Origin of the sequence: Klebsiella sp. K5-45, from assembly GCF_030128605.1 — a bacterium.
Taxonomy (GTDB): Bacteria; Pseudomonadota; Gammaproteobacteria; order Enterobacterales; family Enterobacteriaceae; genus Klebsiella; species Klebsiella quasipneumoniae.
In genome coordinates, this window is the sequence record NZ_JAKUZW010000002.1 from 126538 (window position 1) to 147254 (window position 20717).

General features: G+C 51.4%; 24 protein-coding genes. 14 read left to right on the forward strand and 10 right to left on the reverse strand.

Features of this window, described 5'->3' with window-relative positions:
- Positions 1 to 25: 25 nt before the first annotated feature.
- From MKS11_RS04545 to MKS11_RS04570, 6 genes are all read right to left on the reverse strand, one after another.
- A complete protein-coding gene (locus tag MKS11_RS04545; protein ID WP_004205909.1) occupies positions 26 to 166 on the reverse strand; it encodes a hypothetical protein in 141 nt (46 codons plus the stop codon).
- 12 nt (positions 167 to 178) lie between these two features.
- Entirely contained in the window at positions 179 to 430 is a 252-nt protein-coding gene (locus MKS11_RS04550; protein ID WP_004205908.1) for a hypothetical protein, read from the reverse strand.
- A 432-nt stretch (positions 431 to 862) separates the two neighbouring features.
- Entirely contained in the window at positions 863 to 1306 is a 444-nt protein-coding gene (locus MKS11_RS04555; protein ID WP_284109390.1) for a PTS sugar transporter subunit IIA, read from the reverse strand.
- Positions 1296 to 2741: a sugar porter family MFS transporter gene (locus tag MKS11_RS04560; RefSeq protein WP_004205904.1), complete on the reverse strand. Its 1446-nt coding sequence runs from the start codon at positions 2739 to 2741 to the stop codon at positions 1296 to 1298. The genes MKS11_RS04555 and MKS11_RS04560 overlap by 11 nt, the downstream gene beginning before the upstream one ends.
- A gap of 742 nt (positions 2742 to 3483) precedes the next feature.
- Positions 3484 to 4812, reverse strand: coding sequence for a 6-phospho-alpha-glucosidase (locus tag MKS11_RS04565; protein ID WP_004205902.1), 1329 nt, complete (start codon positions 4810 to 4812; stop codon positions 3484 to 3486).
- Positions 4813 to 4823: 11 nt separating this feature from the next.
- A complete protein-coding gene (locus MKS11_RS04570) occupies positions 4824 to 6362 on the reverse strand; it encodes a PTS transporter subunit EIIC (RefSeq protein ID WP_087771734.1) in 1539 nt (512 codons plus the stop codon).
- Positions 6363 to 6629: 267 nt separating this feature from the next.
- On the opposite strand from MKS11_RS04570, the gene MKS11_RS04575 reads away from it, so the two are divergent.
- A complete protein-coding gene (locus tag MKS11_RS04575) occupies positions 6630 to 7328 on the forward strand; it encodes a GntR family transcriptional regulator (protein ID WP_004205898.1) in 699 nt (232 codons plus the stop codon).
- On the opposite strand, the gene MKS11_RS04580 is transcribed toward MKS11_RS04575, so the two are convergent.
- On the reverse strand, positions 7325 to 8077 hold the full coding sequence (locus MKS11_RS04580; protein WP_025999256.1) for a sulfite exporter TauE/SafE family protein: 753 nt from the start codon (positions 8075 to 8077) through the stop codon (positions 7325 to 7327). The two genes, MKS11_RS04575 and MKS11_RS04580, sit on opposite strands and share 4 nt — an antisense overlap.
- A gap of 110 nt (positions 8078 to 8187) precedes the next feature.
- On the opposite strand from MKS11_RS04580, the gene MKS11_RS04585 reads away from it, so the two are divergent.
- Positions 8188 to 9072 (forward strand): LysR substrate-binding domain-containing protein, encoded by an 885-nt coding sequence (locus MKS11_RS04585; RefSeq protein ID WP_087771735.1) that lies wholly within the window; start codon positions 8188 to 8190, stop codon positions 9070 to 9072.
- 130 nt (positions 9073 to 9202) lie between these two features.
- Entirely contained in the window at positions 9203 to 10078 is an 876-nt protein-coding gene (locus tag MKS11_RS04590) for an NAD(P)-dependent oxidoreductase (protein WP_087771736.1), read from the forward strand.
- A gap of 52 nt (positions 10079 to 10130) precedes the next feature.
- On the opposite strand, the gene MKS11_RS04595 is transcribed toward MKS11_RS04590, so the two are convergent.
- The 3 genes from MKS11_RS04595 to MKS11_RS04605 all read right to left on the reverse strand — a co-directional run bounded on the left by MKS11_RS04595 (position 10131) and on the right by MKS11_RS04605 (position 12867).
- Positions 10131 to 11600, reverse strand: a complete 1470-nt coding sequence (locus tag MKS11_RS04595) for a carboxylesterase (RefSeq protein ID WP_087771737.1) — start codon at positions 11598 to 11600, stop codon at positions 10131 to 10133.
- A gap of 329 nt (positions 11601 to 11929) precedes the next feature.
- Positions 11930 to 12421, reverse strand: coding sequence for a M15 family metallopeptidase (locus MKS11_RS04600; protein ID WP_049092389.1), 492 nt, complete (start codon positions 12419 to 12421; stop codon positions 11930 to 11932).
- Between the two features lie 44 nt (positions 12422 to 12465).
- Entirely contained in the window at positions 12466 to 12867 is a 402-nt protein-coding gene (locus MKS11_RS04605; protein WP_064190034.1) for a hypothetical protein, read from the reverse strand.
- A 545-nt stretch (positions 12868 to 13412) separates the two neighbouring features.
- Between MKS11_RS04605 and MKS11_RS04610 the strand changes: the two genes are divergently transcribed.
- The 11 genes from MKS11_RS04610 (at position 13413) to MKS11_RS04660 (ending at position 20709) form a co-directional block, all read left to right on the forward strand.
- Positions 13413 to 13703 carry a hypothetical protein gene (locus tag MKS11_RS04610; protein WP_125286347.1) on the forward strand — a complete coding sequence of 97 codons (291 nt, stop codon included), beginning with the start codon at positions 13413 to 13415 and terminating at the stop codon, positions 13701 to 13703.
- 8 nt (positions 13704 to 13711) lie between these two features.
- Positions 13712 to 14239, forward strand: coding sequence for a hypothetical protein (locus MKS11_RS04615; RefSeq protein ID WP_016809017.1), 528 nt, complete (start codon positions 13712 to 13714; stop codon positions 14237 to 14239).
- Positions 14240 to 14241: 2 nt separating this feature from the next.
- The gene (locus tag MKS11_RS04620; protein ID WP_049107359.1) at positions 14242 to 14964 is read left to right on the forward strand and encodes a hypothetical protein; all 723 of its coding nucleotides are present in this window, start codon (positions 14242 to 14244) and stop codon (positions 14962 to 14964) included.
- A 9-nt stretch (positions 14965 to 14973) separates the two neighbouring features.
- Positions 14974 to 15243, forward strand: coding sequence for a helix-turn-helix transcriptional regulator (locus MKS11_RS04625; RefSeq protein ID WP_284109393.1), 270 nt, complete (start codon positions 14974 to 14976; stop codon positions 15241 to 15243).
- Entirely contained in the window at positions 15240 to 16076 is an 837-nt protein-coding gene (locus MKS11_RS04630; RefSeq protein ID WP_284109394.1) for a DNA adenine methylase, read from the forward strand. Before MKS11_RS04625 ends, MKS11_RS04630 begins: the two co-directional genes overlap by 4 nt.
- 61 nt (positions 16077 to 16137) lie before the next feature.
- The gene (locus MKS11_RS04635; RefSeq protein ID WP_284109395.1) at positions 16138 to 16482 is read left to right on the forward strand and encodes a hypothetical protein; all 345 of its coding nucleotides are present in this window, start codon (positions 16138 to 16140) and stop codon (positions 16480 to 16482) included.
- Positions 16469 to 16828, forward strand: a complete 360-nt coding sequence (locus MKS11_RS04640; RefSeq protein WP_284109396.1) for a hypothetical protein — start codon at positions 16469 to 16471, stop codon at positions 16826 to 16828. The genes MKS11_RS04635 and MKS11_RS04640 overlap by 14 nt, the downstream gene beginning before the upstream one ends.
- 2 nt (positions 16829 to 16830) lie before the next feature.
- Positions 16831 to 17709, forward strand: a complete 879-nt coding sequence (locus MKS11_RS04645) for an integrase (RefSeq protein WP_284109397.1) — start codon at positions 16831 to 16833, stop codon at positions 17707 to 17709.
- 3 nt (positions 17710 to 17712) lie between these two features.
- Positions 17713 to 17970 (forward strand): hypothetical protein, encoded by a 258-nt coding sequence (locus tag MKS11_RS04650; RefSeq protein WP_131050821.1) that lies wholly within the window; start codon positions 17713 to 17715, stop codon positions 17968 to 17970.
- A gap of 1078 nt (positions 17971 to 19048) precedes the next feature.
- Positions 19049 to 20002, forward strand: coding sequence for a hypothetical protein (locus MKS11_RS04655; protein ID WP_284109398.1), 954 nt, complete (start codon positions 19049 to 19051; stop codon positions 20000 to 20002).
- Entirely contained in the window at positions 19999 to 20709 is a 711-nt protein-coding gene (locus tag MKS11_RS04660) for a phage baseplate protein (protein WP_284109399.1), read from the forward strand. Before MKS11_RS04655 ends, MKS11_RS04660 begins: the two co-directional genes overlap by 4 nt.
- Positions 20710 to 20717: the final 8 nt, after the last annotated feature.

The window sequence follows — 20717 nt, forward strand, 5'->3', positions numbered from 1 at the left end:
CCTGTCGGCGGCCGTGAGAGAAAAGTCAGGACCGATCGTGAAGGGTGCTAAGCAGTTTTTTGACCAGCGGGGTAAGCGCCATAAACAGCAGCGCAATAATGACAATCAATAAGATAGTCAGACCTTTATGGTGATTGATAAGCACCAACAGCATTGCCAGCGTCATGGGCATGCTCCTTTAATAACGGTATTCAGCGCCGCTGAGGTGAATGAAATTCAGCAGAATGGTCATCACCACCCAGGCCAGCAGCAAAAAGCGTCGTCTGTCGCGTCGCGCTTCCAGGGCGGCGAAATAATTAGCGCTATACCAGGTCGATATAATAATAGCCAGCGTGATGATGACCTGCCAGACCGCCTGACGATAGCCTGTCACGATGCTTATCCCGCGAAAGCAGAGGACGATCGCGATACCATTAAGCGCGTTACACATCAGCCATCCCCACAGGCTTGCGGGCCGGCTAAATAAATATCCAAATCGTAAAACCAATGTCGTATACACCTTTCCAAAATAATCGCGCTGTAAAATGCATTTTAACGCTGGAGGCAGTATTGATATAAATCAAAACTAATGGGATAGCGCAGGAATCACTGGCGCACGGCACTCACGGCCTGAACAGCAAAGCAAAGGATGCAAAGACTTTTAATGGTTAAAATGCTGTTTTTATTGGTCATTTTTCCATATTGAATAAGAGCTGTCGCATAATAAATAGAGTTGATAGCCATTCGATATGCGTTAATTTCCCCGGTTATTATTGTGAGTGACGTGATAACGGAGAAAATTAGATTTTTCGTAATGCTTGATTTCTGCGAGACCAATACAATAAGGTAATGGCCGGGGGCAGAGCCCCGGCCGGTGGCGCACTTAACGCGGTAGCGCGTTATGCTGGAGGAGCTTCAGGAAGTCATTTTTGTCGGAGATTAATGACAACGCATTCGCGATCAGCTCATCGCTGAATATCGAGGCTATTTCTTTGAGCACGTCAATATGCTCTTTCTCTTTCGCAATCACGCCAATGGCTATAAACATCACGTTGCCGCGATCCCAGATAACGCCATCAGGAAACTGATAGATCTCAATCCCGGTTTTAAGAATGATATCCGTCGCTGATTTCGGCAGATGCGGCAGGGTGATGCCATTGCCCAAAAAAGTGGAAACCTGATGTTCATGCTCCAGCAGAAAGTGAACGCACTCCTGATTGACATAGCCTTTGGCTTTACACTCTGCGCCAATCATGGCGATGACTTCCGCTTTATTACTGGCCTTGCAGCCGATGTGCAGATTATCCAGCGTGATGTTATCGATCATAGCCAACCTCCCTGGTGAGACGAGTAGATTTTTTATCCTCATGATTCGCTGACAGCTCCGCTTCTAACTGCTCCAGCGATTTATTGGAGGTCTCCGGCAGGGCGAACACCACGAACAGAATCGCCAAATAGTTGATGGCCGCGAAGATAAAGAAGACCGGCCCAAGGCCCAGTTTCGCCTGCAGCAGCGGGAACAGGTAGCTGACCACCGCGTTCATGATCCACATGAAAAATACCGAGATCCCCATCGACAATCCGCGGAATTTCAGCGGGAACAGCTCGGCTAACACCACCCAGGTGATAAAGCCCATCGAACCCTGCATCACGCCGACGAACAGCGCACCCAGCAGCCAGATAGCGGTGGCTTTGAGGTCGCCCACGAGGGTGTAGTCGACCGCGGCGATAATCAGGTGCAGCGTGGCCATAATGGCGAAGCCGTAGATAATGATCGTCTTACGCTTAAAACGATCGACGAGAAACAGCACGCCAATCAGCATACCGCCGACGGAGAAGACGCCGTTCAGCACGTTACAGATCAGCGAGGTACGCTCTGAGAAGCCGGCGGCACTCAGGATTTCCGTGCCGTAATACATAATCACGTTCACCCCGGTGGTTTGCTGCAGCGCGGCCCAGGTAATGCCCACCAGCAAAATTTTGAGGATCCATGGCGTTTTGAGGATAGTGGTGAAGGTGTTCTGGGTGCTGAACTTATTGCCGGCTTCAATTTTGATCAGGGTGGAGATGTCGTCGAATTCTTTCTGCGCGCGTTCCGCCGGGCGGATCTGTTTGAGAATATGCAGCGCTTCCTCGTGGCGGTTTTTGCTGATCAGCCAGCGCGGACTTTCCGGCGCGCGCCACATGCCAACAAACAGGCAGATAGCGGGGATCGCCTGCACCAGCAGCATATAGCGCCAGACGTCCGGCAGATGGCCCCAGATGATGCCAATGATCGCGTTAATGGCAAACGCCGCCAGCTGGCCGATAACGATGGCGACTTCATTCAGGCCGGTCAGCTTACCGCGCATCTCGGTGGGCGCCACTTCAGAAATAAAGGTGGGGGCGGTGACCGAGGCGCCGCCGACGGCGTAGCCCAGCAGGGCGCGGGCAATCAGCAGGGTAGTGATATCGGGAGCCGCGGCGGAAAGCAGGGCGCCGATAAGAAAAACAAAGGAGAGGAAGAGCAAGTATTTGCGCCGGCCGAAGTAGTCGGCGAACTTACCGCCAAACACGCTGCCCAGCGCGGCGCCGATCAGCAGGACACTCATTACCAGCCCTTCGGTGGTCGGGGTCAGCGCCATGTACTGCTTCAGTGAGGAAAAGGCGCCGTTGATAACGCCGGTGTCGTAACCGAAAAGCAGGCCGCCGAAGGTGGCCACTAAGGTGATCTGATGAAGTCGTTTTCTCTGTTGCTGGTTCAGGTTTGTTATAAATGACATGGTAGTCCCTTTATTTTGTTGAACGACACAAGATAAAAATACATCTCCCCAGTCAGGATTTATCACGCCTGTGTTGTCGTATCTAACTGAATTAAATGATTTTCTTCTTTGTGTAATTGCTCAGCACAAGGCAGGGTACGCTAAGCAATGGCGGTCAAAGAGGTTTACGGCTTGGTGTTGGCATGGATGTCGTCGATATCCGTTCTCCTTTTCGGGTTAGCGGTCTTCAGTGCGTCGGCAGCGCCGACGTTGGCCGCAGGACAGCGCCCTGGTGTGGCACGTTGCTGTCGTTCCGGCGATTTACCGTGCTAAGAATATGGCACAAAGAAATGGAATGAGCATGCTACAAGATCACATTATGAAAATTTAATTTCAAATCGGTGTTGCAGGAAGGTAAATACATGAAGCGAATCACAATGGCATGCGGCAGTATATCCCTATGAAATGCGGGTTAAATTTGCGAGCTAGTAATAATGATGTTGTTTTCAGTGGGTTAATGTAACGCAGAGAATACAACGCAGATCACATTTTTACGCCATAATATCGAAGAATAGAATTTATATTTCATTACTCTGTTCAGGGAAAATAGTGGCTGGCGATGCTGTGATGTCAGTCTGGCCTGGCGTCGCGCAGGCCATTGACGCGTTGGCGCTGAGGGAGGCTATGGAAGGAGGTATCGCGGGATGGATGCCGGCGATAACCCTGCCGAGAGGGGCTCTCACGGCAGGGTTGTGGCAAAAAATCAGTGCAGCGCGGGCCAGTAACCTTCGTTGGCGACGATCAGCTCATCGAGAATCGCTTTCGCCACCGCGGCGCTGGGCACCGTTTTTGACAGGGTGATGGCCTGCCACAGTTTCTGGTAGCTTTTCTCAATCCAGGCGTCAACGACCAGCTTCTCCACCGCCACCTGCTGCTCCATCAGTCCTTTCTGGAACGAAGGGATTTTTCCCATCGCCAGCGGTTCCGGGCCGTTGACGCCCACCAGGCAGGGGACTTCCACCATCGCCGTCTCGTCAAAGTTGGCGATCGCCCCGTTGTTTTCCACGATCAACAGCATCCGCTCCTGGGTGTTAAAGGCGATGGCGCAGGCGAGGTCGACGATGAAGGTGGCATGGGCCCCGGCATGGAAATGCGCGCCTTCCGCGGTGCCGCGACGAGTGATCTCCCGGGCCATATCGAAGACCTCTTTTTCACGTCCGGCCATCACTTCGTTAGCCCGCGTAAAGTCCGGGTCAGAGTGGGCTACCTCGTAGTCAGGATAGAGGTAGTATTTCAGATAAGTGTTAGGCAACGTCAGGGGATCGAGGGCAAACACATCCTTCACTTTTTTAAAGGTTTCGATCCAGCTCGGCGCTTTATGCTGAAAATCTTCTTTTGGGCTACTGTAACCCTGCTCCGCCACGTGACGCTTGAGCGCCGGCATCAGATCGTTACCGGCTTTATCGGTGATGCTGGTCCACCAGCCAAAATGATTGAGGCCATAGTAGCGGACGTTCAGCGCCTTACGCGACGGCAGACCGAGGATATCGGCAAACAGCCCCTCGATGGCCACCGGCATATCGCAGATGTTGATGATGCGCGCGTCGGGCCGCAGGCGACGGGTCGCTTCCGCGACGATGGCCGCCGGGTTGGAGTAGTTAAGCATCCACGCCCCCGGGGCGTACTGCTGCATATAATCGACCAGCTCCAGCACGCCGGCAATCGAGCGCATACCGTAGGCGATCCCTCCCGGCCCACAGGTTTCCTGACCCGGCACGCCATATTTCAGCGGGATTTTTTCATCCTTTTCCCGCATCTCATACAGGCCAACGCGAATATGCGCCATCACAAAATCCACGTCGGTGAAGGCCGCCTGCGGATCGGTGGTATAGCTGAATTTTACCTGCGGGAAGCGTTCCGCCACCAGAATGGCGCAGGCGTCGCCGATGGTCTTCTGACGCTCGTGATGGTTATCGTACAGACGGATCTCCCGCAGGGGAAAGCGCGCCATATTTTCCAGCAGCATCATGACAATCCCCGGCGTATAGGTACTACCGCCGCCGGCAATCGTGACCACAAAGTTATCTTTCATTTACCACCTCGTTATTCAGTTACACCCAGACTGGCGTTGACCGCCGTTCGAATTTTGTTAACCCCCAGGCCGTAGATCACCTGAACATGATTGCCTTTAATCAGCACGCTGCTCCCGCCGCTCTCTTTTAACAGCGTCTGCTGGATGAGTGCGGGGTCGCGCACATCGACCCGCAGGCGGGTAAAACAGTTTTCCACCGCACAAACATTTTCTTTGCCGCCCAACCCCGCAATCACCATCGCGCCTTTGTCTGACTCGCCATTTGCCGGATCCGTCTGTGGGGAACGCACCGCATCGGAAGCGGCTTCGCGCCCCGGGGTAAGCATTCGCAGGCGGGTAATACAGAAGGTGCCGACCAGGTACATGGTGGCGGTCTCCAGCAGCCCGAGGGCGACAAACACCGGCCAGCGCGTCACGCTGGCGCCGGCGGGCAGGTTATAGACGACAAAATCGATAAGACCGTTGGTGGCGCAGACCCGCACGTGAAGCAGCCAGGCCAGCATCTGGAAAAAACCGTCCAGCAGGGAGTAGATAAGCCACAGCAGCGGGGCGGTGAAGATGAAGAGAAACTCAAAAGGTTCGGTGATCCCCACCAGCACGGAGGTGACAATTAAGGGGATCAGCGTGACTTTGAGCCGCTGTTTATTCTCCGGTTTCGCTGTGCGATAGAAAGCGAGCGCCATACCGGCGGTGCCGAAAATCTTCACCATCCCATAGGTCAAAAACCGGGCGGAATCACTGAGCGTGTCAACGGGATGACGGGCGATTTCGGCGAGAAAAATAGGCTTGGCGCCAATGACGGTCTGGCCATCAATCAGCAACTGACCGCCGATAGAGGTAAAGACGAACGGCGACCAGATCAAATGATGCAGCCCGGTGGGGATCAGGAACCGGTTGAGAAAGCCGTACAGGAAGACCCCGATGGCGCCAAAGGATTTCATAAAGCCGGTCAGCGCCGAGATACCCAGCTCCACCACCGGCCAGAGATAGACGGTGGCGATAGCAAACAGGCCCACCAGCGGCAGCATCACGATCAGCACCAGCTTGCTGTTGCCGTAGATCGACAGCGCGCCGCGAAACTCAATGCCAACCACGCGATTGTGAACAAAGGCGACGGCGCAGCCAAGGATAATACCGAGGAACACGCCCATATCGATGACCTGAAAACCGAAGATATAGGTTTGTCCGCTGCCATATAGTTGCGCGTTGGTGGCTCCGGTCGCCAGACGATGGGTCAGGGTCAGCCAGCTGTTGTTCGCCGCCAGATAGACCAGCCAGGTCATGGCCGCCACGAAAGCGGCTTCGGCTTTGCGGGTTTTCGCCAGACCGCTGGCCAGTCCGAGGCAGAACAGAAACCCGAGATTGTTCATCAGCGCCCAGAGCATGCTGGAGACGAATTTCCCCAACAGATAGATCCCGCTGCTTTCATCCACCCACAGCCGGTTGGTGGTCATGCTGAACAGGGCGATCAACAGGCCGATAGCCGGCAGATACAGCACCGGCCCGATCATCGCCTTGGAAAAGTCCTGAAGCTTTTTCACGCCAATCATGGTTGTCCTCTCGTCTTCATCGCCCGCTGTCATCACCTGATCAATAGGCTTATCAGACTAGGAGCAGACCACCGGGATCCCGAGCAGGAAAAAGGCCATCTGTGACGAAAGTCATATATATTGTTGCAGGAGAGATATATAAATATAGCCATTTTTATAGATGAGTTAACGCTGCTTATGGCGCGTGAAAATTAATTTTTATGAATAAATACAATGCATTAAATGCAGCTGCATTTGACGTCACTCCTCTCGGTGAGACATCTAAAAGTGATTTATAAAAAGATTGCCACAGAACTGAAGGCCCGCATCAACAGCGACGACTATGCCGTCGGCGATATGCTGCCCAGCGAAAAAGCGCTGGCTGCGGAGCTGCAGGTCTCGGTGATGACGCTGCGCAAAGCGCTGGCGCTACTCGAGGAGGAAAAGCTGATCGCCCGGCGGCACGGCAGCGGAACCTGCATTGTGCGTAAAAGTAACTATCATGGCGGAGAGCTGGAGGGGTTTAACTACCAGATGCAGGTGGTGGGGGTCACCAACTACCGCAATAAGGTTATTGAGTTCACCTTGCTTGACGCCCCGCCGGCCATTGCCCAGCAGTTAAAGATCCAGCCGGGAGAAAAAGTCTACTACGTCAGGCGGCTGCGGCTGATTGATGAGGTCCCGATCCTGGTGGAGAACAGCTACATTCCCTACGCCGCTTTTCCGTGGCTCAGCGTGGGTAACCTTGAGCAGTCTAAGTTCAACTATTTCAAAAAAGAGTGCCATATCACCATTATTGAGAGCCACCGCAGCTATACCCCGGTGCTGGCGACCCGCGAGCAGGCGGAGCTGCTGCAGGTGGCGCCTAACAGCCTCCTGCTACGGGTGCAGTCTGTCAGCTACGCCCAGAACCGGGCGATCGTTGATTTCTCAGAGATCTACCAGAACACCAGTAAATACAATGTGAAGCACATTACCCGCCGCTAGGATGATTCCGCCAGCAACCCCCGGAGGACAAGCTCCAGCCCCAGCGCCAGCAGGAACAACAGAAAGCCCTGACGAAAGCGCTGCGGGCTGAGACGCGAGCGGATCCGCTGTCCCAGCCACATGCCGAGCAGCGCGGGCGCCAGCGCCAGCGCCGACAGCAGCAGCGAATCTGCGCGCCAGCCAGCGTGCAGAGAGAGGCCGGCCGCCATCGCCAGAGTGGACAGGGTGAACGACAATCCCAGGGCCTGGACCAGCTCGTCGCGACGAAAGCCCAGCGCCTGCAGCCAGGGCACCGCCGGAATAACAAATACCCCGGTCGCCCCGGTGATCACTCCGGTCAGTCCGCCCATCAGCGGCGACAGGCGCTTTTCCATGCGTGCAGAAACCTGCACCGCCGGACCACGGAGTGCGTATCCGGCATAAGCTATCAGCACGGCGCCCAGCGCTAGCGCCGACCACCGCGGGTTAAGATGGATGAGCAGTGACGATCCCGCCAGCGTGCCGATAATCATCCCGGTCATCATTAACCAGAGGCGACGCGCAATCTGCGCCAGCGCGGGGCCGGCCAGCAGCTGCCAGAGATTGGTCAACAGCGAGGGGAGCACCAGCAAGGCCGCCGCGGCCGGTGGCGGCATCAGCAGGCCAAGCAGGCCCATCGCCACGGTGGGCAGCCCCATACCAGTCACCCCTTTGACCAGGCCGGCGGCGATAAAAATCAGCAGTAAACAGAGAGTGTGGAGATCAAACATCATGGCTCACCTATCGGCTCAGAGAAGGGCATTGAAACAGCTGGTCGCGGGGGGGACAATGCGGTATGTTGCCCAAAGGCTACGGTAAAACCGAAGGGAAGGAGGGCGTCATGCGACTGGATCTCGCCGATCTGCGGCTGTTTATCGCCATCGTGGATACCGGCAGCATTACCGGCGGAGCGGCGGCGGCCCATCTGGCACTGGCCTCCGCCAGCGAAAGGCTGCGCAAAATGGAGGCGGAGGTCGGTGTGCCGCTGCTGCACCGTCATGCCCGGGGAGTGACAACGACCGAGGCCGGGCAGGTGCTGGCACGCCATGCTCGTCCGTTGTTAGAGCAGCAGCGGCGTCTGCGCCAGGCGATGCACGCCTTCGCCCGCGGTCAGCAGGGAACGCTGCGCCTGTTTGCCAATACCTCGGCGCTGTCGGCTTTTCTGCCGGGCAAACTCGCCGCGTGGATGGCTGCGCATCCTGGGATACAGATCGACACCGAAGAGCGCACCAGCGCGGATATTGTCAGCAGCATTCTGGCGGGCTTAGCGCAGGCCGGGGTGGTGTCCGATGCGGTCGATCCCGGGCCGTTGCGTCTGGAGCCCGTCGCGGAGGATCCCCTGGTGCTGATCGTGCCGCCGGCCCATGCCTTGAGTGAAACAGCCGAAGTGGCTTTCGCGACGATTATCCATGAGCCGCTGGTCGCGCTCTATCAGACCAGCGCACTGCAGCAGCATATCGAAGAGCAGGCCGCCGGGCTCGGCCAGGCGCTGAACGTCCGCATCAGGATGAGCCATTTTGAAGGGCTTTGCGAGATGGTGGCTCACGGTGCCGGCGGGGCGATCCTGCCGCGGGTTATTGCCGAACGCTACCAGCTGCGCTACCGGTTCACCGTTATCACATTGCAGGATCGCTGGGCGCTGCGTCGGCTGTGCCTGTGCTATCAGGATGACGACCGCCTGTCGCCAGCAATGCGCCGCTTGCTGGAGTGGCTCCGCCAGCCCTGAGCCGCTATAAACATGGCCATGACGTAGTGACAGTGTCACTTTTTATGGCGGTTATTGCTACTGACTTCCGTGCCAGAGATGCGATAGTAGACGTCCGCCATTTATTAATACGCGAATCAGGACAGACAAGATGAGTACATTACCAAAGGTCGCGGTGCTGGGACTCGGCGCCATGGGACACGCTTTTGCCAGCAATCTACTGAAGAAGGGCTTTACCGTCGCGGGCTGGAACCGTTCGCTAGCGCGCGGCGAGGATTTACAGGCGCAGGGATTATCTCTGCACGCCACGCCGCAGCAGGCGGTGGCCGATGCTGAGGTGATCATCAGTATGCTCGCCGACGGTCAGGCTACCCTGGAGGTACTGGCGCAAATTGCGCCTGCCTGTCAGCCGCAGGCGATCTATTGCCAGATGGGCACCATTGGCCTGCCGGAGACCCAGCAGGCTATCGCCTTGCTGCGGGAGCTTCAGCCGGCGATGACCTTCGTCGATGCTCCGGTTTCAGGGACCAAAGCCCCGGCGGAGAAGGCGCAGATCCTGGTGCTCGCCAGCGGGGAGCGTGAAAAATGTGGCGCGGCGGAGCAGGTATTTGCCGCTATCTCACGTGGGACGCAGTGGTTTGGTGAGGCGGGCAACAGCCAGAAAATGAAGCTGGTCCTCAATGCCTGGCTGATTTCGATGATGCAGGGCATCGCGGAAAGCGCTCAGCTGGCGAAGACGCTGGGCTTTACTCCCGACCAGCTGTGGAGCGCCCTGGAAGGCGGCCCGCTGGCCGCACCGTATGTCAAAGTCAAACTGGACGCCATCGCCAATGAGCAATTCGTGCCGCAGATGCAGCTGGCGCATGCGCTGAAAGATGCCCGGCTGGCGCTTTCCCTGGCCGAGCCGCACACCATGCCGGGGCTGGATAACATCGCCGAACTGTGGCAGCAGGCGGCGGACGCAGGATATGCCGGGCAGGATTTGTCCTCGATATATCAGTGGCTGTCGACGTCGGCGAAAGCGTAGTACCGCATCCTCAGGAAAAAGTGGCCGTGGTGGCCACTTATCCAGAGAAGAGTTATTTCCCGGAGAGAGCCGGGCGAGTGTCGATCCCTTCGTCAATGCGCTTGATCATATAGGGAAAAAACGGATTGGAAGACTGGCGCATCAGCGAGTCCAGGCCCACTACCAGCACAGAACGCTCGCCGCGAGCTGCAAACGTGCCGAGGCTGATCCCGTATTGATTCAGCGGATGGGGATAGCGTCCGTACAGCGAATCGCTCAAGGGGAAGGGAAGCGCGACATGAGAAAGCGAATACACGTCCGGTAAATAATGCAGTCCCTGTAGCTTCTCCACCGTAGTGTCTGTTTTCCCGGCAGGTGTTGTTCGGATCTCCATCTCTGTACTGGCGGAATTGGCGTTAGTGATGATCGTGGTTTGATAAGCTCGCGGCGCTGCGGGCAGCAACCGCGCCAGCGCGGTGTAAGACGTCCGGCGTAATAATGAATTAAACCTGACCGCATGATTTAAATCGAACAGGACAATTTCACTGCCATTATCCGGCAAGCGGTTATACAGCGCCGTCACGATCGCCTGCGTACTGACCGTTGAATCCATGACGGACTGAAAGGTCAATACCGGCGGTAAGCTGTTAAGTTTCTGATTCCTCGCGTCAGCCACTATCTGCTTTTGCAGCGCTTTGGTCAGCAGGAAGGACTGCCGGGCGGCGTTCGTCGGGAAGGAGTTATATTTAAACGGATTAAATTCGGGCATGATGTTTAACCATGCGGCTTTCGAGAAGGCGGGGAGAAACGCGGGCCAGCCCGCGAGGCCGGAAAAACGCGCGAAGCTAGTAATGCCGATCATCGGAGAAATCAGGATCACCCGCTGGGGTTTTGCCAGTTCGGCATTATCCAGCGCGTCCAGCGAATACTTCATTGCCAGCGCGCCGCCGTTGGAAAATCCGACGATATGCAGGGGCGCATCTTTACCCGTCAGTCGTTTCGCTTCTCTCACCGCCAGGCGCGTGGCGGCCAGCCAGTCCTGCCAGTCCACGTCGGTCAGCCCGGCGGGAACCGTCCCATGGCCCGGTAATCTGATACCGATGGCGACATAACCCTGTTGGCGGTAATTTTCGGCGATATGCCGCAGGCTGTAGGGGGTATCTGTCAGACCATGCAGCAACACCACAGCACCTTGCGGTTTACCATCCGGCATCATGATGTATGACCGATTCCAGTTGGTGGGAAACGAGTCCGGATAGATGGGGCTGTGGCTGTAGTAACGATTCAGTTCGGTTTGCTGCTCAGCGTCCAGCTTATCGGTAACCTGGCGTTTTACCTCACTGAAGAGCGCATTCTCTTTTTTGATGTAATCGTTCCAGTCAGCATTGTCGATTTCATCCGCGTCCATCTCATGCGGAACCCAGGTATGCCAGAGCTGCAGATCGGGCCCGCGCTGAATGTCATAAAGGCGTAGTCCCAGAGCGCCAACGATCAACAGCAGCAGGGACAACACGATACGTTTTAACCAGGTTAGCCATTTCAATGCGTAGCTTCCTTTCTTAATGACATGTTTTCTGAGTATAAATAAACATGGTCAGGGAGATTGACTTTTTTACGCAGCAACGAGCATGAGGTAAGAAGATCGCCGGCAAGTGGGTAGGATACATCAACGGCGAAATGCGATCGTGCAGTCAGCGCTAAACGGGACCGGTTCGAACACGTGGTCAGGCGTTCGCGCTGCTTAAGCGCGAAGATCGTTGTGTTTCTGGAGTAATAGTTATCCCCATCAGCTTGTGCCAAAGCAACCGCCGCAGATGGGGAATTATGCGAATGAAACAAGGGGATTCGGCAGTGATACCGGCACCTCTATAGCTAATTTTTAAGGTCCTGATAAGGATCATATTTTTCATCAGGATACCATTGGCCTGAAAATAGCGCCGCCTGACGGCCAATTGTGCAGCGCTGTATATGGTCATCATCGATAAAAGTGTGTTTGATAGCTGGGGTTCCCCAGTTACCACCCCAGATTACTTTATTGTGCCATGCCAACTGGCCCAACAGGGAGAAATCACCTTTCCACGATGGTTCGCCGTTAATACTCCTTACAATATCGCAGGCTAAGCCATAATGATGAACTCCAACTTTCTGAAGTTTGGTCGCCCCCCGCTCATACAGGAGAGCCTGCCGGTCCTGACTCCGGTAGGTTTCGAAAACCATCAGTTCAAGTCCGTTGAGTTTTGCCTGTTCAATGATGGACTGAACTATCTTTCGTGTTACAGGTTCGAGAAGTAAAATATCAGAGATCCGTTCTGTGCTATTGAAACGTTTGTCATACTGAATAGTATCGGTGTAGAAATTACCCATAGCATGCCTCGCTGTACTGTAAATAGTAGAGCCTTGATGAGTATTTATTTCCCAATTGATGATATTTTGTTAAAGACATATGGAGCAAACAGCGTTCCGCCAAACATCAAAAAGTGACTAACACTCTTAAGATTTCTGCTAATGTTTGAAGCATCATTAAATAATGCATAGATAACGTAGTAGCCAGTACCTACAAAAATAATAGCGATGATCACCATCCCGACAAATGCAATCAGCCGACTTGAACTGGCAAAGGGCACCGGCGGCACAATCGCTGGCGCTGCTGGCGCTGCTGGGTCAGGAGGGGGGGATGGTTCAGATAAAGCCTCCGCCAATGACCATCCCTGCGTCTTTAACAACGAGAAAACCCTCCGAAAGGTTACAATGTAAGCCAGTGTCATTACGATATAGATGAAAATCAGTATAGGATCTTTTAACGAGTCCATAATATACCTCGGGCGTGTAGTTTCTGATCAAGGCGTTATAACCAAACATGTTTTATTTGGTGTAAATAAAAAAGGCACAGCAAGTTAAATAGCATCCAATACAGCGCGCCGCTAGAAAAATCATTTCTAACAGCAAACTTATAAATAATGTTAGATTTTAATTTTACTACTTGCAGAAAGTTAGCTCTTGTGATTATAGAACATTACCGTTGAAAAATATTAAAAGCAATAAAAAAACATAAACCCATTACTGCCCATTATTAAATCATTATTAAATTTTCCTTTAATTGAAAATTTCAGAGCGAAATAGGGGGTTATTACCATAACACACGTTAAGAAAATATGAATTTTTGGTACCGTGAGTGAAAACAGCGCGAGTCATATACAAACGAGTAAGCAGCCGGTGGAGGACAAGATGGAGCCTATGAATTTCATGGGGTAGAGTTGTAACTATGGTTGGGTTACGCGTCCTGATATTCTATTTAACATAATATACATTGCAAAAGGCCATGATGAAGTAACCACAATTTTAGTGGGTAAATATCATGGCTATTTTTGGCGTAAAGTTAACCAAAACCAGCAATACACAGCATGTTGTTAGTGCTTTACTCCTGATTTGTTACCGATTAGGTGAGGGCGATAACGTCGCTCACCTTTTCGGTGATGAAGTCTCCAGTATTTCCCCGCGTCAAAATGTTCAGGCTCTACCTGAGCGAATCGCAAAAATCCTCTCTGAAATTTCCCGTCGCGGCCTGTTTTTTCACGTAGCGCCGCATGGAGAAAATCACGGCATATTCATTGCCACACATCCGAAAATCCTAACTAAACACGCATAGGGGGCATCATGCGCGATTTTGCTCTGGTATTTCGTCATGCGTGGGAACTGGCAAGAAAGGGCGCTGATACCTTCGGTGGTTCGGCGCGTCAGTATTTCCGCGAATCTCTCCTGCTGGCCTATAGCAACCTGAAGCGCAATGTAACCGCTAAAGACCTTGTCAAAATAATGCAGGGTCGCAGGCTGTCTATGAGTCAAATTCGGGAGGAAGTAAACGCCAAATTTAAAAAACAAACAGCAAAGAACATCGCCCGCAGAATTTGGAATATGTTTCGTTCGCCATACGTAGAAATTGAGAAGATCAAATGTCAGGCAACGGGAAAATATTTGTATCACCTGAAGAACGCGCAGAAGAATTTTTTTGTTAGCGGGGCTATTACTCGCGCTCTCAAATCGGCAAGGCCTGAGAAGAAGAAGGCTGTAAAACCTCGCCCAGCAATGACTAAAGAGGAAATAAACGCCTGTCGGTTGGCTAATGCTTTCCATAGTGCATTAAGCACAGGGGTGTATGTAGCACCTCAACTTATTGAGAATTAGAAATGAAAAAAAACCAGAAAGTCATTCAGTTTCGTGGTGATGAAGATATGTATCATCGGGCACAGGAAAGAATCACCAGTCAGGAGATTCTTTTTCCTGATGTTATGAGGGCCGCGCTTAGAGCCATTGCTGAGGGTGATGTTGCGCCGTTTGCCGATATCATCAATGAGGCCGGTCATACTGGCGATGAAACAAATCAGGCATGGCTTTATCACAAATGTCATGAGCTTTTCGAGTACCGTGATGGTCAGTTATTACGCAAGTCACGCAAAGGAATGGGTGAAAAGGGAACTCCGGCATATATCCGCATCCGGGAAGGTGAAGAACATGTATTAATTCAGGGAAATCATTATCTGCTAAAAGATATTGTCTGGTTAATGGCTAACGGAAGCATAGCCGGAGAGATTATCTATAAAAACCCGCATCGTGTTACCAATAAACACGCAATTGAAAACCTCATTTTAAACCCTGTCGAAATTAGGCAGGTGACGATAACTAAATATTTAAGTGGATCTGAAAAGATCGACATTTGTAGAGGTAAGCAGCGAGCTATAGCTATTAATACCGAAAGCGATATAAGTGCAGCCGGAGCAATTGAGAGACTCATTAACAGAGGACAAACAATCCCGTTACTTTTGCGCGGTGATGATGGTTGGGTTGCATCACGAACCGCCATTCACGCTTTCAAATTGGGTGATAACCAGTACGTAGTAAGCATTACATAAGGGGCTTTTATGTCGAATGAAACAGTAAAAAAGGTCATGGCAGAAAAGCGCCGCATGACCATCGGACAGTTAACAGACCTGCTTGTTAGCGGTGCTTTGCGCCGTGAGTTAGGCATGGATAAAACCGAATTTGCCACGTTGGTTTCAGTTATGCGATCCACTATCCGGCGCATTGAAGGGCTGGAGGCAACGCCACGTATGGGGCTTATTTTCAATACAGCCGCAGTGTTGCGCATTGGTATCGACTTTCCAATCACCGAAGAAAGGGCAAGTAAATGACCGAGACAGCAATCAAGCATCCGGCGATTCGTTACCACGGAGGTAAATTCCGCCTTGCCAGCTGGATAATCAGCCACTTTCCTGAACATCGTTGCTACGTTGAGCCGTTCGGCGGAGGTGCGTCAGTGCTTTTGAAAAAAGAGCCGTCAGAAGCCGAGGTCTACAACGACTTAGATGGCGATGTTGTGAATTTATTTCGGGTGCTGCGCGACAGCAAGGCAGCGCAGAATCTTATCGACGCTTGCGCACTTACCCCATACGCACGGGCCGAGTTTAATTGCGCATATGAAAACAGTGACAACCCAATAGAGCAAGCCAGACGGTTGATTGTTCGGGCCACAATGGGTTTTGGTAGCGCAGGGGCAACTAAAGGCAAAACAGGATTCCGCCTGGACACAAAGCGCAATAGCGCCACTGCACAGCGTATTTGGGCGCGTCAGCCTGACAATCTTGCAGCTGTGGCCAGTCGTTTTTCGGGCGTGCTGATTGAAAACCGTAATGCAATTCAGTGTATGCGTGACCATGACACCGCATCGACATTACATTTTGTAGATCCACCTTACGTTCACGAAACGCGTGTTGAGACTGCAAAAAACAGCGCCTATCGGTACGAGATGACCAACGAAGAGCACGTAGAATTACTAAACGCAGTTAAACAACTGCAGGGGGCGGTAATTATCTGCGGATATGACAGTAAACTTTATAACGACTCGCTCATAGAGTGGAAGAAGGTGACAAGGACGACAGCTGCTAATGGTTTTTCCGGTTCCGTGCAGCGCACCGAGTGCTTATGGATTAATCCAAACGCACAGCAAAATAAACAGGAAAGTTGATAATGAATCGTAAATTGCCTGTAGAAGATACTAATTATCGTGGTTTTTGGCGCATAACAGTGTGGGCCTGCTTATTCTGTGTAATATTTTTCTGGTTGCCCGCCATTTCATTAGCTATTTATTACTTTTCTTCGGGGAATTAATGCGCCGTTACATCATCACCGATAAAGACATAATTGAGGCTTTCCAGCGATGGTCTAGCCCTGAATTAAAAAAACAGAAAATGCATACCAGCTTCATACGTGAGGCTGTATGCCGCGCACATCCTGACAAGGTGATTCTTCAGTATGACGTTCGCCAAAAACTAAAGAATATGGCTTCACGTGGTTTAGTTGCTGAGGTGCGCTTAAGTCCTAACGCAACAGCCTGGATGATAATAAAAGGTGATTCAAATGGACAAAATTAAGACCAAAAGAAACGAGCGCCGTTTGTCGCGTGACCTTATAGAAGAAGGGTTAAGACTGGTGGCAGAACGTAGCGAGCGGGAGGGAGTGAACAAAGATACCGCTAAACGTCATGCTTCAGCCATCAGGGGCGTGATTCCGGCGCTGGGTGTAGTAAAGAGTAAAGTTGTGAAGCCGGGGGTTTGGGTTTCGCTTTATACCCGCAGCGATGCTACATCGACCGTCATCAGCAATATGAAGTTTACCGCTGTCATATTTGAGTGGGCCGGACAGCAGGAGTATGAAGATTCGGCATTTTATGCCGCTGTTGCAAATGCCATCCGTACAGCACTGGCTGTCAGGGGGTAAGGATGCTCAGTGATTTACTGATAATGGTTGACCGCCGCGCTCAGGCGGTCAGTTTGCGTGAGAAAACAATTATTAACGAACGTCACGCCGTCCGTATGCTGGAGCCTGTTTTATCTCTTGGGGTACGCGCTGCAAGCGTACCTGACACGTGGGTAAGATACGCCGACCGTTGCATTGATAATGGGCTGGCGGCGTCTACGATTCGCCAGCGCATCGATTGCGTTGCGGCTGTTGTAGCCTGGGTGATTCATGCTGATATTAAATTTAAACCAGCCGCGCCGGGCTCTCTGGGTAGGATGCTTGATGCAATGCGTACAGCGGCAAGAGCTATAGGCAAGCGGATAAAGCGTCACAGGGCGTTGAGCAGGCCAGCCCGTGTAAGTGTTGACGAGTATTCTACGGTAGTGCGCGATATTGAGTCTTTGCGAGATCCATATAGGGCCGCAGTCCGTATGATGCTGTGTTTTGGGATGAGGGCAACAGAAACGCTTTCACTATCCCCATCATCAATTCTTTCAGGTGGGAAGTTGTTTGTTCCTGACCGGGAGACTAAAACTCACTCCGATTTACTTTTACCTTTGCCAGTTAAATACATTCCTTTAATCGAGGGGTGGCTAAGCGTGATAGGTGAGTCAGAAATAAAGTACAACACGCTTGTAACGACGATTTCCCGCGCCGGGATTAAATGGCGCTGCCATGATTTAAGAAAATTATTCAGAACATCCGCCGCCGTGCGTGGTGAGGATTATCTTGCAACAGAATTGATATTAAATCACGCGGTGAAGGACGTTCCGAGCGTTTACTTGCAATCTCCACCGTTTGCGGCAATGAGGAGAGTTTTAAACAATTCGATTGAAGAATATTTACAGGTTAAAGGGTAAGGTATGGTTAATTCAGCGATAAAAGATAATGATGTTATGTATCAAAAGAAGTATCCGAAAGGTTGCCAGTTTAAATTACTTCAGCTACGTACTAATTTAAAAGCGAAGCCTGATATTTACCGTGTGGAAATGATTAGCCGTGGTGGTGATAAGGTTTTGATGGGCGGAAGGAAAACCACACAGGAGGCGATTTCTCTTTATCAGGACATTGCGACGCTTAGCCCGTCAGAAGTGGAGGCGGCATTCAGTAGCATGGTCTGACAGCAGACCACAAAAGCGAGCCCGGCATCTGCCGGGTTTTTTTATGCCTGAACATTGCATCACAAATAATGTAATTAAAAAGTTAAATGCCAGTTAACACAAAATCAACATAACGCATGTTAAATCATGTGATATATTTGTTAAATTATTATCATGTGGATAGTTTTACAAGCATCATGAAATGATGGTTAAGTAAATGATTGAAGTCTTGTTTTATGCAAAATAACAAAAAATAAAATTAACCTATAAAATTCAGTGCATTATGTAATTTCGATTGTTTTTCATTCAAAAACGGCCCGTTTTTTGGCGTCAATACCTTGCGTTTTTGCGCTGTGAAAAAATAAAAATATTTAAGTGAAAACTTCATTAATCTAATCATGGAGTTATAGCGGCGAGGCAAACGGATATATAAGGTTGGACATTCTTAGTAAGCATGTGAAAAAGGCCAAAAAGAGGGCGGTTACTGCCATTTCATTAAAAAATGTTTCAGAAGGAAACAAAGCCGAACATTTACCATCTTCATTAACAGTATGACAATCAATTGGATACGTTATTTTTGGTTGGGTTTACTGGTTTAATTACCGGAAATGTTTCTGCAATCTCATCTGACCAGTTAATTTAACGTATTGACATGGTTTTGTTATGAGTTGGCAGAAAGAGGGAAAGCGTAAGCATGTGGGTGAGGGAAAAATATAAAACCGCGCTCAGGCTTGTTTCCACCAGCGATTGCAGGAATCTATCACTTTTCACTGATGTTTTATAACGGTTAAATATTTGACCGTTCAATTATGTTCGCTCTGTTACATATTCATTGCGTTAAAACTGAGCATAACAAAAGCAACAAATATCAAACATTCATGTTGGCACGTTAAATGTTATCCACATCGAAAGTGAGTGGTGATGCGTGGTTGGGGCGATATTGACCACTAACTAAAATCGTGCAGGTGGGTTGTTTCATGTTGCTTATCCACAGATTTAGCCTTGTGCATAATATTGACACGCATTACCGCTGGAGCCGTTTCTGTAATTAGTCAGGCCATTGCCTTTAAATCACCTCTATATAAAGGAGGTGAACTTCATGGCTTACGGGCGTCAGTTCGAAATAACCATTAACTGCACAGATGGTGAGACGATCCACATTACTGATGTGGACGTTGATTTCTCGTCTGTGCGTGACGATGAAAAAGAGCCAAACGAGGCTGATTTAACGTTATGGGGTTTAACACCACAGACGCAGAACGCCATCGCTCAGGCTGGTTCAACCGTCAGCGTTGCCGCTGGCTATATAGATGAAGGAATGTTCACCCTGTTTCAGGGCGAACTTATAAGCGCCGTGACCATCAAGCCCAATGAGGTATATGGCCTGAAAATGAAAATCTATGAGGCGCTGATTCCATTTCGGGCCAGCGTCACATCGCGCACGTTTCGCAAAGGTCAGAGCCTTAAAGATGCTGTGTTACAGGTAGCGTCCGATATGGGGCTGGGTTGTCAGTTCTCTAAATCAGCATCATCTCTCACCCTGGCTAAAAGCGTCAGCGCTGCGGCATTGTCCCGTGATGTGCTGACCAGCCTTTGCAAGCCAGTTAATGCCAACTGGTCGCTTCAGTATCAGTCAATTGTTGTCACTGCCGGTGATTCAATTCTTACTGGCGCTGCTGTTTTCTCCCCTGAAACGGGCCTGCTTGGTGCGCCACTTCTGAAGATTCACTCCCCGAAACGCACGAAGAAAAAGAACCCTTCCGAAAAAGAGCAGATCCAGAAGAAGCACGACAAAAGCATAACTACATATGTCTGGCCTCCGAAGGGCTCACAGGTTGACTACTCAAAAGGTGCTCGCCGCCAGATGGGAGTTATTGAGGCTGTTACGTGGGAATCATTGCTTTATGGCGGGGTTGAGATTGGCGAGCAGGTAGAGCTTTCGTCTCCATCAATGGGCGAAGGATGGATGGTTATTGTGAAGAAAATTTCCCATCGCTTTAGTACCCGCGACCGTCAGGCGTGGTCATCGTCATGGGAGGGCATCATTGCATGAGGGCAGGTAGCCAGATTCAGGCAATTGTTGAGCAGGCGCTTAATTCAGCGCTTTTTTCACTTGAGGCAACGATTGTTTCAGTCAGCGGCGGGCGGGCAACTGTCCTGCCAACCCCAAAACGCATATTCGGTGACAACTCAGAACCGATTGCTTATCCGGCTGTTGAAAACGTTCGTTTAGTTTCGCTCGTCTGGGATAGCGGTAAGTCAGGCGTTAGCGGGCGAGTTTCTCCGGGGGATGAATGTCTCCTTATCGCGCTTTCACACGGTGACGGCGACGAACCAGACCATAAGACCATTTCAAGCGCCATCGCTATATGTGGGTTTTCAGACGTTGCCAGCCACCAGATGCCGGATAAGGCAGGGGTAAGAGTATTCAGTGGTAGCGCCTTTATTGAATGGGATGACGGAAGCATTAAGGGCGATACCGGGAAAGGCGCAACTTTCGAGATTACGGGCAACAAAATGACCGTTAACGCGCCGGGCGGTATCGATATGACAGCGCCAATGACAACCATAAACGGGAATTTGACGATTTCGGGATCCATCAGTCAGGGCGCAGAAGGTGGCGGCAATGCTGACTTTGGCGGCAACGTCACCATAACCGGCGATAGCAAAGCCGCTGACCACATCAGCGGCGGTAAGTCCTTCAATTCTCACACGCATAAAGAAAACGGTGAGGGCAGTCAGACCGACGCCCCGTCATAAGGAAAAAC